Source organism: Olivibacter jilunii (assembly GCF_900607235.1).
Lineage (GTDB): Bacteria > Bacteroidota > Bacteroidia > Sphingobacteriales > Sphingobacteriaceae > Olivibacter > Olivibacter oleidegradans.
Genome location: NZ_LR027849.1, coordinates 936,796 through 953,731, shown reverse-complemented (window position 1 = coordinate 953,731; position 16,936 = coordinate 936,796). Strand labels below are relative to the sequence as shown.

Below are 16,936 nucleotides of genomic sequence, written 5' to 3'. Positions count from 1 at the left end.
TTATAATGAAAAGTTGACGCCTAAATTAAATGTTCTGGCTGTTGGATAGGTCACATTATCTATGCCCGCCGAAGGCACGCTGTTTACCGATTTATTGACATTCACCTCAGGATCAAATCCTTTATATTTAGTGATCACAAATAAATTTTGCCCGTTAACAAAAATGCCTAAATTTTTAATGGAGTTACCAACATCTCCTACCCGGTAACTTAATGTAGCGTTGGCAAGTTTTAAATAGCTTCCATTTTCAATATAACGTGATGAGGCTGCAATTGGATTGGCTGGCGACTCTAATATGCTTGAATTTACTAGTTCCGAAGCAATGTTTCTAGACCCTAAATTAGATATAGGTAATACAGCATTAGCGGTATTATTATAAATATCTTGTCCGAGGGCTCCATTAAAGTTTGCAGAGAAAGAGAATTTTTTATAATCTAACGCTGTACTAATACCTAATAACACTTTTGGATTTGGATTTCCCACACGATAAAACACAAAACCGTCGTCTGTATATTGTGAAAACCCTTCTTGATCCAATCCTAAATATTCCCTTGTCACGAAGGCAAAAAGCGGATAATTATTTTGAATTACTTGCACCGTTACATCACTGAGCCCTTGTCCGCTTAAGCTACCGGTTCTAATGATTTCATTTTCTCCTAAATTGCGTACCTTATTGCTTACAAACGTTGCATTCGCCCCTAAATCCCATCGAAAATTATCATTTTCAACGATTACACCATTTAGGTTCAGTTCGATCCCTTTGTTAATTACTTCTCCCGGCAAATTTATCCAAGTAATAGATGCATCCGGTGATGCAGGATATTGTGGTGTTTGCGGAAAAAGTAAATCCGTTGTTTTCTTATTAAAATAATCCACCGTACCACTCAAGCGACCGTTAAATAAACCAAAATCCAGCCCCACATTCATCTGTTCATCCGATTGCCAACGTAAGTCTGGATTCTCGTTATTATTTATAGGTCTGGTTTGGCCACCACCTCCATATCCGATTGAATATCTACGTTGTGATGAACCCGACGGAAACTCTTGATTACCTGTTTTACCCCAACCGGCACGTAACTTCAATTGATTCAACCAAGCAACATCCGCCATAAAGTCTTCATTTTTCAGGTTCCAAGCACCCGCGAATGAAGGAAAGGTTCCATAACGGTTATTTTCTCCAAATCGAGTAGAACCGTCAATACGAACCGTAGCAGTCAATAGATAACGATCTTTAAAATTAAAGGTAGCCCTTCCGAAATAAGATTGTAGTTGCGTAGTAGGATCGTTAAAAGAGTTCAAATTTCTATTTCCAGGTGCAGTGGCTTGCATAACATCGGTATAATCTACAGGAATATCGCCGAAACCACGTGCATTCATGTCGGTGCCCCGATTGATGAAATCCATGTATTCATAACCTATCACCGCGTTTAGATTAAGGTCGGAGGCAATTTCTCTATTAAATGAGAGTGTATGAGTCAATTGTTTAGTTATGAGCTCATTATTAGCAACACTAGCATATCCCCCAGGGAAATTATTGGCGGGCTCCGCCTGAATACTTGGAAGATTAATAAAACTCCGCGTGGATGATCGACGTTCTCCCCGGTTATAGTTAATACTCAACAACATCCGATACTCCAACCAATCGTTAAACTTATAATAAGGTGACAAGCTTGCCAATATGGTAGATACATTAGAACGATCGTTATAAGCTTCAGACATGGCTAGCGGATTAACAATATTACCACGTTCTACCAGCAAACTGCCATCCGGGTTCCGCAATGGCCGAGTTGGGTTCCAGGCTAAAGCGTGTGTTAGTAAACTACCTGACGCTCCTGCGTCTGTTGCCAGGGGTGCTATATTTTCGTTGGTCTGGCTGGCTATTAAACTCACATCCAATCCCAATTTTTTACTTTTAAGCATTTTGAAATTTCCATTAAACGAACCGCTGTATCTTTTAAATCCGGTTTTTTCGATAATACCCTGCTGATCCTGATATCCAAAAGATGCTCTGTACTTATTATCAGCGTTCCCTCCGCTTAATGAAAGGCTGTGATTTTGATTGTAAGCGGTTCGCAATATCGCATCCAAAGCATCGACATTATCGCCAAAATCACCCGTTGTTAGTCCATATTTGTTTAAAGCGTCTCGATATTGGTTGCCGTCAAGAATGTCGATTCTTCTCATAATATTACTTATCCCACCGGAAGAGTTGACATCTACCTTCAGGCCGCCCTCCTGACCACGTTTTGTTGTGATTAAAACGACACCGTAAGCAGCTCTTGAACCATAGATTGCCGTTGCGGACGCGTCTTTTAAGATTTCCATCGAGGCAATGTCCGCCGGATTAATAAAACTCAAGGGATTTCCTGCCGGGCTCGTACCTATCCCGCCACTTTGACTCGGTCTGGCTGAACGCCCGTCCAAAGCAACGCCATCCACTACGTACAGTGGTTGCCCGGTACCTGTAACAGCCGAATTACCACGAATACGTACGGTAGTAGCGCCCCCTGGTTGTCCGCTATTATTGATCATCTGCACACCGGACACCTTACCCTGAATTAATTGATCGGCTGCAACTAATGGGCCTTTGTTGAAATCCTTGGCGCCAACGGAAGCAACAGCTCCCGTTAAATCACTTCTGCGTTGGGTACCATACCCTACCACCACCACTTCATCCAAACCCTGCGCATCGGGTTGCATGGTAAAGGTCACCGTAACTGCCTGGCCTGAAACCGTGACAGATTTTTCTTGCGGCATATAGCCGACAAACGAGGCAACTAATGTGTACCTTCCATTCGGAATATTAGCCATGTTAAAATTCCCGTCGACATTCGTTCCTACGGATTTGTTTAATTCTTTTAGTTGTATAGAAGCACTTGGTAAAGGTTGGTTGTTTTCGTCTAAAACTTTTCCCGCTATACTGCCACTTTGTGCCATAGAAACGAGAGAGCTTAGCATAAAAATGAAATACGCCAGAAAACTGACAACATGATTCTTTTTCATTCGATTGGTTTTAATGGTTATAATGAAGCTTGTTGGGCCAATTTATTTGGCCATTTACATACATACATCGCTAGATAAGCTTAAGGAACGGGCGTTGGATAAAAATTCATAATTTACTTTAATTTTATTGGTGATACCTTTTGTTAAGATTGGCAATTGTCAACGTCTTTCATGACAACACACAATCTGTTTATATTGGCCTCAGGAAACACTACACGTAATGAAAACGTTCCCGATGAGTGCGGTAAAATTAAAGTTATTCTTAAGAATTACAAAAGTAATTTGCAAAATATACACGTTAGTTTGGGTATCGCACACTCCAGATCACCTCCTTTTCTTTTAAAAAACGTTGCAGGAAATGACGTTTTTAGTTACTTTTATGTCGTGACCTATTACAACCGTTCATTATATTCTATAGACTTATGAAGTTAAAAGCAGCCTTAGCTATTTTTCTATGTATCGGTTTAGCGTTCGTATTAAATAAAAAAATCGGGGATATCCCTCCTCTAGGAAAGTTTTTAAGTCCATTTGATGGCTTTTGGAAAAATGCAGAGCCCCTTTCGCAAACAGAAAATCAAAGCTTTTTTGTAAAAGGGATAAAAGACACCATCGAAATTTTTTATGACGACCAACGCATCCCCCACATTTCTGCCAGAAACGATTATGATCTCTATTTTGCGCAGGGCTACATTACTGCGAAAGACCGACTTTGGCAAATGGACTTTCAAACGCGATATGCAAGTGGTAGACTTGCGGAAGTAGTAGGTGCAAAAGCAGTTCCGTTAGATCGGTATCAACGAAGAATGGGTATGATGTTGGGTGCTGAGCGAATGCTAGCTGAAAGTATGAAAGATCCTATTAGTAAACTTATCCTTGAAGCCTATGCCGATGGTGTAAACGCTTATATCGCCGATCTCTCTCCTGCTGATTACCCTTTGGAATTCAAACTGTTAGATTATGCACCTGAACCTTGGCAACCTATAAATTCAGCCTTATTGCTGAAATTAATGTCTGCTACACTCGCCGGTAGTACCGATGAACTTCATATGACGAACATCCTGAAGACACATGGAAAAGAAATAACAGACAACTTATTTCCAAACTATCCTTTTAGAGAAGATCCGATTATCCCACAGGGAACGCCTTGGCCATTTAAGGCGGTACACGGAACAAACATTGCAAATAAAATTCAGACACCTGTAGAACAACCCAAAGAGTCACTCTCTTTAATGAAGTTTATTGATCAAAATAATTTACTGGCAGGAAACAAGGAAGAGGGTTTAGGCAGCAATAATTGGGCAATATCTTCGCAAAAAAGCAGCACGCGCTATCCAATACTGGCAAATGACCCACATCTTAGCCTTACACTTCCAAGCATTTGGTATCAGGTACAGCTTCAAAGTTCCACCAGCAACACTTGCGGTGTTTCTATCCCAGGTGCCCCTTGTGTAATTATCGGCTTTAATCAGCACATTGCCTGGGGTGTGACTAATGTCGGATCAGACGTATTAGATTGGTACCAAATTACCTTTAAAGATAAAAAAAAAGACTTCTATTTAGTTGATGATGAATGGAAGAAAACTACGAAAAGAATAGAAAAAATCAACGTAAGATCAGGTGCTACTGTATTCGATACGGTATACTACACCCATCACGGTCCTATTAGCGTCACCGAAGAACCGCTGAATAGCGAAAGCAACTTAGCAAACAACATACCAACGGGTGCAGCTTTGAAATGGGTTGCCCATTTGCCCTCCAATGATTTGCGAACCTTTTATGAGTTGAATCGAGCCAAGAACTATGGTGACTACAGAAAAGCACTGGTATTTTTTACTGCGCCTGCTCAGAACTTTATTTTCGCTGACAATCAGGATAACATTGCTATTACACCAAACGGCTATTTTCCATTAAAATCATTTGAACATGGAAAATTTATACTCGATGGAAAATACAGCAAGAACGATTGGTCGGACAGAATTCCTGCCGAGCAGAACCCAAGCGTTAAAAATCCATCACGCGGTTTTGTCAGTTCGGCAAATCAATCCCCGGTTGATCAAAGTTATCCTTATTATTTGAATTGGGAGTATGCACCCTATGATCGCGGGCATCGAATAAATGAACGACTAGCAAAACTGGAACACGCAACGGCTGATTCACTTCGATTACTTCAGCTCGATAACAGAAGCATATTGGCGGACGATATCCTGGATACCTTGGTGTCTGTTACTGAAGGGGTGCAGGAATTAAATGACATTGATCGAAAAGCACTTGCCTTATTGCGAAATTGGGATCATTGTTATGAAGCAACTTCTATTGCTGCAACCATTTTTGAACAATGGTATAAAGAAATTGAAAATGCATTATGGAGCAAATGGTTTGATAAAAAATCGGCGAAAATGCGTTATCCCAATCGCGATCGTACCGTCGAGCTCTTACTCAATGAACCTAATTCAATATGGTATGGAAAGGAAAAGACGGGCACCCTAAGCCCTCGAGCTACCCTGTTCGCCAAATCACTTCACGACGCCCTACAGAACCTGGAAGAAAAATATGGTGCGCTCGATGAAACTTGGGCGTGGGGAACGGTCAATGAACGACGTGTTCTTCACTTGGCGAGTATAAAAGGATTGGCATCTTTTAAGTTTCCCGTCAATGGTTCGGGGCGTACAATAAATGCAATCAAGGAAAAGAGCGGCCCTTCCTGGAGAATGGTGGTCGAACTTGGTCATAGGCCGAAGGCTTATGGCATATTACCGGGTGGCTCGTCAGGAAATCCGGGTAGCATTTATTATGACAATCAGTTGAAAGCCTGGCTTCAGGGAGAGCTCAAAGAACTACTATTCCTGACAGGTGAAAAAAATGAGCTGCAAAACAGAATTGTAAGTAAAATTACGCTTACCAACTAAATCTGCTTCTGTCTTTCGTAAGTGAATAGGCAAACTTCATGCTTTTTAAAATACTATTATAATGAAAATGTTTATCGTACTCTGTGTAATCATCTTTACGGCTCAATTAGTATTGCCTTGGTGGATCATTATACCAATTTCCGTCATTGTATCCTATCTTTTCAACGAAAAGCCATGGAAAGCTTTCATCATTTGCTTTGCTGCAATCTATTGTGTTTGGGCTTTGTACAGCCTTTATCTAAGTTATTTAAACGGACACATACTAGCTAACCGTGTCGGCCTGTTGCTGGGCTTACCTGAAAGCTCTTTCAATTGGATCTGGATGACGCTGATCAGTGGTATACCCGGTGGCCTTGTAGCGGGTTTTGCCGGCTTGTCGGGACAATACATTAGAAAAGCATTTTAATATTTTCACGTATCTTTGTTTTCAGTAAATATGGTAAACATCGATAAAAGGGCAATTTTTCAAATACGCTCATCGGAACAATTTGAGCAAGTTGCATTGCAAATTTTTAAGAAGCAAGCATTGGAGAATGCGGTGTATAAGGAATACCTGGACTATCTCAACTGTAATCCTAACAATATTTCTCATACAGAAGAAATTCCATTTCTGCCTATTGAATTTTTTAAAACAAAAGAAGTCATACTGAATAATCAAATCAGTCAAGTTATTTTTTCAAGTTCGGGAACTACCGGTATGCAACCAAGCAGGCATTTGGTTAGCGACTTGAGCTTGTACGAAGAGAGTTTCAGAAGAGCTTTCAGGCTTTTTTATGGCGATATAAAAAACATGGCCCTATTGGCCCTTCTTCCTTCTTATTTGGAACGCGAAGGATCTTCACTTATTTATATGGTAGATGATCTGATTAAGGATTCCAATCCACAATATAGCGGTTATTTCCTTTATGACCATCGGGCTTTATATGAACGATTGAAGGAGCTTCAAAACCTGAAAATTCCAACCATGCTAATCGGCGTCACCTATGCTTTGCTTGATTTTGTCGAAAACTATAACATTTCTTTTAAAGAGTTGATCGTTATGGAAACCGGTGGAATGAAAGGTAAGCGGAAGGAAATGATCCGAGATGAATTGCATAATATATTGTGCACCGGTTTCGGCGTCACCGCCATACATTCCGAATATGGAATGACTGAGCTTTTGTCTCAAGCCTATTCTGAGGCAAAGGGCGTTTTTGCCTGTCCTCCTTGGATGAAAGTATTAATAAGAGATGTAAATGATCCACTTACCAAATTGCCGAAGGGATTAACGGGAGGCGTCAATATAATTGACTTGGCTAATCTTAATAGTTGCTCTTTTATTGCCACACAAGATCTCGGTCGCGTTTCAAGTAATAATCATTTTGAAATATTGGGCCGCTTCGATCAAAGTGATATCCGAGGTTGTAATCTATTGGTCCAGTAGCCACTCGCTCATAGCTATTATTGTTACCGGCTGCTGAGCTACAACCGGTAACCGACATTCAAAAAGGGGCTTACTGTGCAATAAGTAAAAAATAGTTCTTTTTACCTTTTTGTGCAATTATATATTTGTTATTAATCAAGTTTGAAAGGTCAATCGTTTGATCAACCGATCCAACTTTTTCCCTATTAATGGATACGCCCCCACCTTGTATCATTTTCCGAGCTTCACCTTTTGAAGGGAAAACAGATGCGTAGGTAGAGAGGAGATCGACAACATTGATTCCGTTTTTCAACTCCTCTTTTCTAATTACAGACTGTGGCACACCATCGAAGACGTCCAATACATCTGCGTCGTCCATGCCACTTAGAAAGTCCAAAGAACCGCTTCCAAATAAAAACTCAGAAGTCTTTACGGCCATTTGGTAAGCAGATACCGAATGTGTTCTTATCGTAATATCCTCGGCTAGCGCCTTTTGAACAATTCGTAAATGTGGAGCAGCATCATGTTCAGCGATAATCGAATCGATTTCGGCCTTATCTTTAAGGGAAAAAATTTTGATCCAATTTTTTGCGTCTTCGTCACTTGCATTAAGCCAGAATTGATAATATTTATAGGGCGACGTTTTTTTAGGATCCAACCACACGGCACCACTTTCAGTTTTTCCAAATTTTGTGCCGTCTGTCTTCTTTATCAACTGAGTTGTTAAACCAAAGGCACTTCCTCCTTCCTGCCTTCTAATAAACTCCGAACCGGTTACGATATTACCCCATTGATCCGATCCGCCCATTTGAATCATACAACCTTTATGTTTCCATAGATAGTAAAAATCATAGCCTTGGATAAGCTGGTAAGAAAACTCCGTAAATGATAAGCCATTTTCACCTTCTAATCGCTTTTTTACTGAATCTTTTGCCATCATATAATTGACAGTGATAAGCTTTCCGACATCACGTATGAAATCTAAAAACTTAAAATCTTTGAACCAATCATAGTTATTGACCATTATGGCTCCATTGCCTTTTCCACTTCGGTTGTCAAAATCTAAGAATTTTCTCAACTGCTTTTCCAAGCATGAAACATTATGGCGAAGCGTTTCCTCGTCCAACAAGTTCCTTTCCGCTGATTTGAATGATGGATCTCCGATCATCCCGGTGGCTCCTCCCACCAAAGCGATCGGTCTATGTCCCGCTCGCTGAAAATGAATGAGAGTCATTATTTGCGTTAAATGACCTACATGCAACGAATCGCCTGTTGGATCAAAGCCGATATAACCGGAAGTTACTCCTTTTTCTAATTGTTCTTCTGTTCCGGGCATAATGTCCTGTAGCATGCCCCTCCAACGCAGCTCGTCAACAAAATTCATCTCTGTGTCTATTTATTTAACTATCTATTTTTCCCATGAAATGTGCAAACTTAGCATTATTTTTTCATCGATGTAATTTTTTCTCCATTTAATACCTGGAGTTCTTTACTCGAAAGCTCCTATTTGAAAACTGGCATAAAAAATGTATATTCACAGGAAGTTTGCACATAACAGAATTGGACAAAGATGAGGACTTTAAACTGAGTACCATGAATTTCCTATCTCATTTTTATTTTGAACGAAAAGTAAATGACCCTCATCGCGCACTTGGATCTGTGCTGCCTGATCTTTTACGAAATATGGATAGAGATATCCGTGTTTTTCCCGAGAAGAATGTTGCATTGTTTATCGATGATCAGCGTATTTCTCGGATATTGAAAGGCTGGTGCCGCCACTTGGCTACAGACCGGTTCTTCCACAACAATGTGTTTTTTTTGGAAAAAACGAGACAATTGAAAGCGCATTTGTCACCTGTTGTTGCAAATACACCCATCCGCGCTTCGTTTCTTTCACACATTGCGCTCGAGCTCCTCCTTGATCGCTTACTTCTCAAGGATAGTTGGCTACATGAAAACGACTTCTACGGGCAACTCCAAGATGTAGATCGTCAAAGCTTATCCCGTTTTTTGGAACTTGCCGGCTTACAAGATACCACACTATTCCTTACATTTTTTAATGCTTTTATCAATGATCGATATTTAGGAACCTATCGTGAGATGGCCAAAGTTACCTACGCTCTAGACCAAGTTTGTAAAAAATTTTGGCCGCAAGGCTTAAATGAAGATAAAAAACTTCAGCTGACTGATGCCTTAAATGTATATGAAAGAGAATTAGCATACAATTATAAAGTGATCTTTAACGAAATTGCCGATTATTTAAGCAAATACTACAATTAGGCTCACCTAAGAATGGATGCAGCTTTATTTGGTGTCCATAACAACGGAATAAAATATTTTTTTTATGTTTGGGCCTTAATTTTAATTGCTGTTTAACAACCAAACATCGTATGGCTCATAAACTCTTCCGCAAAAAAACCGTTGAGCAAATCCAAAAAGACACGTATCATCAAGGAAGCGGAGGATTAGCAAAAGTCCTAGGCGTAAAAGATCTAGTTTCGCTCGGTATAGCGGCTATTGTTGGGGCGGGTATCTTTAGTACAATAGGATTAGCAAGCTATAACGGTGGTCCGGCAGTTTCGCTTTTATTCGTTTTTACAGCGATAGCATGTGTATTTACGGCGCTTTCTTATGCGCAATTTGCAAGCACCGTCCCCGTTTCCGGAAGTGCCTATACTTATGCCTATGTTGCATTCGGTGAAATATTCGCATGGATAATCGGATGGGCACTTATTTTGGAATATGCAGTGTCCAACATGGTGGTTGCCATCTCGTGGTCTGAATACTTTGTAAGCATGCTAAAGGGCTTCGGCATCCGACTTCCACTGTGGCTTACAACTTCTTCCGAAGGCGCCTATGAAGCTTTCCATAAACTACAACAAGCGGGCTCCGAAGCTCTCAGTTCTTCTGAAAAAATTGCAGCAGCGGCCTATGAACAAGCTCCCCACTTAGGTAATATTGCCCTTGTTTGCAACCTTCCGGCTGGCCTTATTACGATTTTGGTGACGTGGCTGGTCTATATTGGCATTAAAGAATCAAGAACTGCAAGCAACATCATGGTCATTCTTAAAGTCAGCGTGGTGCTTTTTGTTATTATCGGGGGTGCTTTTTATGTTAAACCGGCAAACTGGAGTCCTTTCGCACCTAATGGAATTCAAGGAATTTTAAGTGGTGTTGCAGCTGTGTTCTTTGCGTTCATCGGTTTTGACTCCATTTCAACTACAGCGGAGGAATGTAAGAATCCACAACGTGACCTCCCACGTGCTATGATCTACTGCCTTTTAATCTGTACCGTTTTATATGTATTAATAACGCTTGTGCTAACAGGGATGGTGAACTATAAAGAATTGAACGTGAATGATCCCTTAGCCTTTGTATTTCAATCAACAGGATTAGATTTTATGGCAGGAGTCATCTCCATTAGTTCTGTTATAGCTATTACCAGTGCCCTATTGGTTTTTCAATTGGGTCAACCACGCATTTGGATGACGATGAGCCGAGATGGTCTATTATGGAAAAAATTTGCCAGTATTCATCCCAAGTATAAAACACCTGGCTTTGCCACCATTATTGCCGGTATCGTGGTTACGATTCCTGCGCTATTCTTTAGAATGGATTTCTTTGTAGACTTAACCAGTGTAGGTACTTTCTTTGCCTTTATATTGGTTTGTGGTGGTGTTTTATATTTAGATCATCAAGGGATCTCAAAACAATCAAAGTTCCGGGTTCCTTACGTCAACGGCAAATATATAGTCGGTTTAGCCCTCTTAATAACAGTGCTAGGTCTGTTCATATATGGTAAAGCAACGATAAAAGAATGGGTTGATCTCTCTGCCGTGGAATTAATCGAACATAAATCGCTCACAATAATCTTCTGGCTTACTTGGGTCATACTCACTGTTCTCAGCTACAAATACAACTTCTCGACACTCCCGGTAGCCGGTATTTTGGTAAATCTTTACCTCATGACTGAACTTGGCGCAAGCAACTGGATTATATTTATTGGTTGGCTCGTTATAGGTCTTATCATCTACTTCATTTACGGCTATAGAAAGTCAAAATTGAATGCTAGCCATAGAGCTTTAGGCGATAAGCTCTAAGCTTTAGTTACCCTGTCGGTATGTAAGTACAACTGTCACAACCACCTAACCCACCACCATTACATTGGCTAACCGACCTTTGGGAGTTCATGAGTGCCGAAAAAGCTAACACTTACGAATAATTCGCTAATTGGCTAATTAACCGAACCTACTGCTTCCAATAACTTCGTTTGATATTAATTTCTTTTGTACCCGAAATGACAAGTGGTACACGTTCAATGGTCACGAAGCTGGAATCTAAGCCGAAACCTCTTTCTTCTGATAAACTGAAATGCCTCAGCAGATTATAGGCATCCATTACGATACGTTCCATAAACCCTAGATTATTAGACCTTGAAACCACTTTTTCGAGGACCACAAATCGAAAGTCACCCACCATATTATATTTCTTCAAGGTTTTATACCTACTTGTAATCTCTACCTCCTGGTTTTTCACTAACTCTTCTACTACCTTTCGGAACAACAGGCTAATACGTTGTTCGACTCTAAATCCTAAACGAAAATCTATTCGTATCAACTTGCCCTTAACTAGGTGATCCACTTTATATTCATTTGTATAGGGTTCATCGGTCACATCAACATGAACCAGCCAGTATACATCGGCGCGTTTTGGTTTCTTCTGAAGAATAGAATAAACAATCTTCGACTCTATTTCCGATCTAAAATTGGCGCTAGTCAGGTATACGAGTTGAGAAGCATAGCGAGGCACTGTTTCATCTTCTGTCAATTCACTTAATATAGGATAATAATCCTCTATATCAACATAGCGTACAAAATTATTCTTTATCTTTCGAGCCCACCACCAACAAAGCATAACAGCAAAAAGCACACTCGCCAAAAGCAGCGTCAGCCATCCACCATGAGCAATTTTGGCGCCGTTTGCCGCTAAAAAAGCCAGTTCTATCCCCATGTAAATGATGAAAAAAAGCGCAATCAAATACCGTGGTGTATGCTTTTTGAAAAGATACGCTACCATTAAGACAGTTGTTGCTAGAAAGGTGGTATTGATGGCTAATCCATAGGCCGCTTCCATATTGCGCGACTCTTTGAATATTAAAATTACGACCATACAGCCAATCCATAAAAGTAAATTTACCGATGGCACGTACAACTGGCCTTTTTGATTACTTGGGTAGTTAATTTTCACTTTCGGCCAGATATTAAGTCGCACCGCCTCAGCAATCAGGGTAAACGATCCCGATATCATAGCTTGCGATGCGATAATAGCTGCTATCGTTGCAATGGTAATGCCAATCGTCAAAAACCACTCCGGCATCAAGAGGTAGAAAGGATTCTGATCGTTTAGATAGGCACCTTGATGCTGTGCCAACCAAATGCCTTGACCAAAATAATTCATTAATAGGCAGGTTTTTACGTAAATCCAGCTTATTCTAACATTCGCGCGCCCACAATGGCCCAAATCTGAATAAAGTGCTTCAGCACCTGTAGTACACAAGAATACCGCTCCTAAAATCAACCATGCATTCGGATAATTAATTAGAAGTTTAATGGCATAATACGGGTTGATAGCTGCAATAATTTCGGGCATATCAACCAAGTAACGTAAGCCTAAAACCCCCATCATCGTAAACCAAACAAACATCAGCGGACCAAACACTCTTCCTACCACCGATGTTCCAAATCGTTGAATAACAAATAAAACAGAAATGATGCCGATCACAATGGGAACAGTGGGCAAATCTTTGTTATAGATTTTCAACCCTTCAATTGCGGAAGATACGGTGATTGGTGGCGTAATCATCCCGTCAGCAAGCATAGCGGCAGCTCCAACCATGGCCGGAAATATTAACCACTTAGCTCTCCGTTTGACTAGCGAGAATAGAGACAGAATCCCACCCTCTCCCTTATTATCGGCCTTTAACGTGATGATAACGTATTTTATGGTAGTTTGTAAAGTCAAAGTCCAAAAAATACAGGATAATCCCCCATAAATCAACTCAGATGTGATAACATCGTCACCTATAATGGCTTTGAATACATATAAAGGAGAGGTTCCTATGTCGCCATATATCACCCCCAAACTAACCAATAAACCCGCAGCGCTTAACTTGTGTAAATCTTTTGATTTTTCCACTGATTAATTTTTCTAATTTACGAGGCAAATGTAGCTAATATATTGATATTTGAAAGCATGTCTCATTTCCAATCAATTCAAAAACAGAGCAAACGAAAAAAGTTGTTAAAAATTGTTAAAAACTATCTTTTTTTTGCTTTGTTCTAAAAATTGAAATATATTTATTATATTTTTGTAGTCAAGCTAACTGGTGAAGTGTTTCCCTTTGTGACGATCCACTTCTCTTTTTTTGCAATAACTATTTGAAGCGACACCTATGGCATATAAATACTTTTCTATTCTATATCTTTTTATTTTAAGTGTAGTCTTTACGCTAGCAAAAATAGACACGCATGCGGCGGCTTCTCTCAGTCTAGAAATGGATTCCGCATCGAGAAAGCAGCAAACACCCATGCAGAAGAGTCGAATTTCTGACCACAAAGCCTATAAGGTCAGCGATCTGCACTTTGGATTCAAACCTTTTTCTCCCTTAATGGGGGCACAAAAGATGGAGGGGACCGAAAATGAAAAGCTGCTCAGTAATGTGAAGGTTTTTCCAAACCAAATTTCAGATCAACTGAGTTTGTCCTTTAAACTAAACAAAGATAGTAATGTGTCCATCAAAGTGATGGATGCGTTGGGAAATGAAGTAACTACTTTGCTTTCACAACGTCTGTCTGCGGGAGAACAAAGCAACACTTTTAACTTGGGTAGTAAGCTTAACCAGGGATTTTACTTTATCCGTGTTGTTGCCGGTACAGAAACTATTGTTAAGCGAATTGAAGTGCTCTAGATAAAAACTAATTACTTTTCTGATTCGAAACCATCCGCTCCAATTGGAAACGGATGGTTTTTTTATTTAAATTAACAATCAAAAAATTCGTTGCAATTTTTTTTTGTAGTAGGTTTGGGGGTATATTTACAGAAACCTGCTGGCCGTAGGCAGGCAAGCTTCATTGCCACTTTAAAACAAATTATTAAATGAAACCTGCTGGCCGTAGGCAGGCAAGCTTCATTGCCACTTTAAAACAAATTATTAAATGAAACCTGCTGGCCGTAGGCAGGCAAGCTTCATTGCCACTTTAAAACAAATTATTAAATGAAAATTATAGCAATCGGTAGAAACTATGTAGCCCATGCCCACGAATTAAACAATCCTGTACCGGAAAAGCCTGTAATTTTTTTGAAACCGGATACAGCAATACTTAAAGACAATAAAGATTTTTATCTACCTGATTTTTCAAAGGAAGTCCATCACGAAATTGAGATAGTGATCCGAATTTGCAAAGAGGGAAAGCATGTTCAGCGAAAATTTGCTGATACCTATTATGATTCCATCGGTTTGGGAATCGATTTTACAGCACGCGATCTTCAAGCAGAACATAAACAAAAAGGTCTACCCTGGGAACTGGCAAAAGCCTTTGATCAATCGGCGCCCGTTAGTACTTTGATTCCAAAAAACACTTTTGCAGATATCTATAACATTAATTTTTGTTTAAAGAAAAACGGAGAAGAAGTTCAGATAGGGAATACAAACAATTTGATCTTTTCTTTTGAGAGCATTATATCCTTTGTAAGCGAATACATTACACTCCGTAAGGGCGATCTAATCTTTACAGGAACACCTGCCGGCGTAGGCCCTGTGGCTATCGGCGATCATTTGGAAGGTTATATTGAAGACCAAAAGCTACTTGATTTCAATATAAAGTAAATTGCGGATGAAACTTCTCTATATTACCTCGCTATTTCTCCATTTCATGCTTCCGGTAGAAGCTCAAGATTCGCGCGTTCAGCAAAAACAATACCCGCAGAACTATTTTCGTCCTCCGCTAGACTTAGCGCCGCAGGCAGCCGGAAGCTTTGGTGAATTGAGGTCAAACCATTTTCATTCTGGAACAGACTATAGGACGAATCAGCGAGAGGGTTATCCGGTTTACGCCGTAGCTGATGGCTTTATTTCTCGTGCCCGCATCCAAATAGGTGGTGGCGGAAATGCGCTTTATATAGATCATCCAAATGGTTATACCAGCGTTTATATGCATCTACAACAATTCAATGCAAAAATCGCCACACTTGTAAAAGATAAGCAATACAGTGAAAAAAGATTTGATGTAGATTTTCCGTTGACAGCCACAATGATTCCGGTGAAGAAGGGAGACGTCATCGCATTCTCGGGGAATACCGGTGGGTCCGCTGGACCCCATTTACATTTTGAACTTAGAGATACTAAGACCGAGCATACCATTAACGCTCAACTTTTTGGACTGACAATTCCCGACAGGGTCCCTCCTACTATTAGCGCTTTAACGATATATCGATTTGGAAGCGATACATACGACGAAAACACAGAAAGAGAACACTTTCAGGTTTCGGGGACCGGTGGTGAATATAAAATTACCCCGACAAAAACAATTATCATCAACGGACCAACCGCTTTTGGAATTGTAGCTTCCGACCTCAATTCTGCATCGGCCAATCGAAACGGCGTATACTCCATTGAACTTTTCTTGGATGGAAAGAACATTTATACAGCGGCCTGGGAAAGCTTTTCTTTTGACAATAGTCGAGCCATTAATGCACATATTGATTATGCGTCTTATATATTACATAAAAGAAGAATACAAAAGAGCTTCGTGGAACAAGGGAACAAACTAGAAATTTACCACAATCTTCATAATCGGGGTATCATCCATATTAAAGATCAACAGAGTCATCGGCTTCTTTATAAAGTAAAAGATATAATGGGCAATGTGAGTACTTTATCATTCGAAGTCAGAAACGATCCTCAGTATACGATAGCAAAAAAGAATCACGAAGGAACGACTTTCTTTTATTATGGGCAAGATAACCAATTTGAAAATGACGCGATAAAGATTAACCTGCCTAAAGGCAGCCTATACAGCGATTTATATTTTAGATACGATCAAGGCACGCGTCCAAAAGGTGCTTATTCGCATCTACAGCACATCCATAACCGCATGGTTCCGGTGCATCAGGGATATAGCTTGGCAATTAATGCGCAGGACGTGCCCCGCAACTTGCAATCCAAAGCTCTTATTGTAAATGCGCAAGGCGATTCGCAAGGAGGCATTTATAAAGATGGTTTTGTTATGACGACTGCAAGAACCCTGGGAAGTTTTTATATCACCGTTGATACCGTCGCTCCCATTATCCGTTCGCTTAATCTCTCTGCAAACAAAAATATGAGTGCCTACAGTCGGATTAACTTCAAAATATCCGATAATTTGTCAGGAATTCAGTCATTTGAGGGCTACATAGATGATCAATGGATATTAATGGAATATGATCCCAAAAGTGCATCTCTCCGACATACCTTTGACGACAACCTCCCTAAAGGAAGGCATCGGTTCAAATTGCGTGTAAAAGACTGGAAAGACAACGAAAAAGTATTTGAGGCGGATTTTGTGAAATAAGCTGTCAGCCATTGGCT

The 16,936-nt window shown here is 40.1% G+C and carries 11 protein-coding genes; 8 read left to right on the top strand and 3 right to left on the bottom strand.

What is annotated here, in order from left to right; all coding sequences use genetic code 11:
- The gene (locus E0E36_RS10060; RefSeq protein ID WP_013667153.1) at positions 1-3,003 is read right to left on the bottom strand and encodes a SusC/RagA family TonB-linked outer membrane protein; all 3,003 of its coding nucleotides are present in this window, start codon (positions 3,001-3,003) and stop codon (positions 1-3) included.
- A 422-nt stretch (positions 3,004-3,425) separates the two neighbouring features.
- Between E0E36_RS10060 and E0E36_RS10055 the strand changes: the two genes are divergently transcribed.
- The 3 genes from E0E36_RS10055 (at position 3,426) to E0E36_RS10045 (ending at position 7,332) form a co-directional block, all read left to right on the top strand.
- The gene (locus E0E36_RS10055; protein ID WP_130855832.1) at positions 3,426-5,909 is read left to right on the top strand and encodes a penicillin acylase family protein; all 2,484 of its coding nucleotides are present in this window, start codon (positions 3,426-3,428) and stop codon (positions 5,907-5,909) included.
- A 61-nt stretch (positions 5,910-5,970) separates the two neighbouring features.
- Positions 5,971-6,315 (top strand): hypothetical protein, encoded by a 345-nt coding sequence (locus tag E0E36_RS10050; protein ID WP_130855831.1) that lies wholly within the window; start codon positions 5,971-5,973, stop codon positions 6,313-6,315.
- Positions 6,316-6,345: 30 nt separating this feature from the next.
- The gene (locus E0E36_RS10045; RefSeq protein ID WP_130855830.1) at positions 6,346-7,332 is read left to right on the top strand and encodes a LuxE/PaaK family acyltransferase; all 987 of its coding nucleotides are present in this window, start codon (positions 6,346-6,348) and stop codon (positions 7,330-7,332) included.
- A gap of 70 nt (positions 7,333-7,402) precedes the next feature.
- Here E0E36_RS10045 and tyrS read toward each other — a convergent pair whose 3' ends face one another.
- Entirely contained in the window at positions 7,403-8,695 is a 1,293-nt protein-coding gene (gene tyrS / locus E0E36_RS10040; protein ID WP_130855829.1) for a tyrosine--tRNA ligase, read from the bottom strand.
- A 209-nt stretch (positions 8,696-8,904) separates the two neighbouring features.
- Between tyrS and E0E36_RS10035 the strand changes: the two genes are divergently transcribed.
- Together E0E36_RS10035 and E0E36_RS10030 are read left to right on the top strand one after the other, a co-directional pair.
- Positions 8,905-9,591 (top strand): hypothetical protein, encoded by a 687-nt coding sequence (locus tag E0E36_RS10035; RefSeq protein WP_013667159.1) that lies wholly within the window; start codon positions 8,905-8,907, stop codon positions 9,589-9,591.
- Positions 9,592-9,701: 110 nt separating this feature from the next.
- Positions 9,702-11,411, top strand: a complete 1,710-nt coding sequence (locus E0E36_RS10030) for an amino acid permease (RefSeq protein ID WP_130855828.1) — start codon at positions 9,702-9,704, stop codon at positions 11,409-11,411.
- A gap of 148 nt (positions 11,412-11,559) precedes the next feature.
- Here E0E36_RS10030 and E0E36_RS10025 read toward each other — a convergent pair whose 3' ends face one another.
- A complete protein-coding gene (locus tag E0E36_RS10025; protein ID WP_130855827.1) occupies positions 11,560-13,506 on the bottom strand; it encodes a KUP/HAK/KT family potassium transporter in 1,947 nt (648 codons plus the stop codon).
- 256 nt (positions 13,507-13,762) lie between these two features.
- Here E0E36_RS10025 and E0E36_RS10020 point away from each other — a divergent pair, with 256 nt between their 5' ends.
- From E0E36_RS10020 to E0E36_RS10010, 3 genes are all read left to right on the top strand, one after another.
- Positions 13,763-14,278, top strand: coding sequence for a T9SS type A sorting domain-containing protein (locus E0E36_RS10020; protein ID WP_130855826.1), 516 nt, complete (start codon positions 13,763-13,765; stop codon positions 14,276-14,278).
- Positions 14,279-14,584: 306 nt separating this feature from the next.
- Positions 14,585-15,196 (top strand): fumarylacetoacetate hydrolase family protein, encoded by a 612-nt coding sequence (locus E0E36_RS10015; protein WP_130855825.1) that lies wholly within the window; start codon positions 14,585-14,587, stop codon positions 15,194-15,196.
- A 7-nt stretch (positions 15,197-15,203) separates the two neighbouring features.
- Entirely contained in the window at positions 15,204-16,919 is a 1,716-nt protein-coding gene (locus E0E36_RS10010) for a M23 family metallopeptidase (protein ID WP_130855824.1), read from the top strand.
- The last annotated feature ends 17 nt before the right edge of the window (positions 16,920-16,936 follow it).

Coding starts and splice junctions, on each gene's coding strand:
- E0E36_RS10015 (WP_130855825.1), top strand. CDS start 14,585: ATGAAAATTATAGCAATCGGTAGAAACTATGTAGCCCATGCCCACGAA.
- E0E36_RS10010 (WP_130855824.1), top strand. CDS start 15,204: ATGAAACTTCTCTATATTACCTCGCTATTTCTCCATTTCATGCTTCCG.
- E0E36_RS10055 (WP_130855832.1), top strand. CDS start 3,426: ATGAAGTTAAAAGCAGCCTTAGCTATTTTTCTATGTATCGGTTTAGCG.
- E0E36_RS10060 (WP_013667153.1), bottom strand. CDS start 3,003: ATGAAAAAGAATCATGTTGTCAGTTTTCTGGCGTATTTCATTTTTATG.
- E0E36_RS10030 (WP_130855828.1), top strand. CDS start 9,702: ATGGCTCATAAACTCTTCCGCAAAAAAACCGTTGAGCAAATCCAAAAA.
- E0E36_RS10035 (WP_013667159.1), top strand. CDS start 8,905: ATGAATTTCCTATCTCATTTTTATTTTGAACGAAAAGTAAATGACCCT.
- E0E36_RS10045 (WP_130855830.1), top strand. CDS start 6,346: ATGGTAAACATCGATAAAAGGGCAATTTTTCAAATACGCTCATCGGAA.
- E0E36_RS10020 (WP_130855826.1), top strand. CDS start 13,763: ATGGCATATAAATACTTTTCTATTCTATATCTTTTTATTTTAAGTGTA.
- E0E36_RS10050 (WP_130855831.1), top strand. CDS start 5,971: ATGAAAATGTTTATCGTACTCTGTGTAATCATCTTTACGGCTCAATTA.
- tyrS (WP_130855829.1), bottom strand. CDS start 8,695: ATGAATTTTGTTGACGAGCTGCGTTGGAGGGGCATGCTACAGGACATT.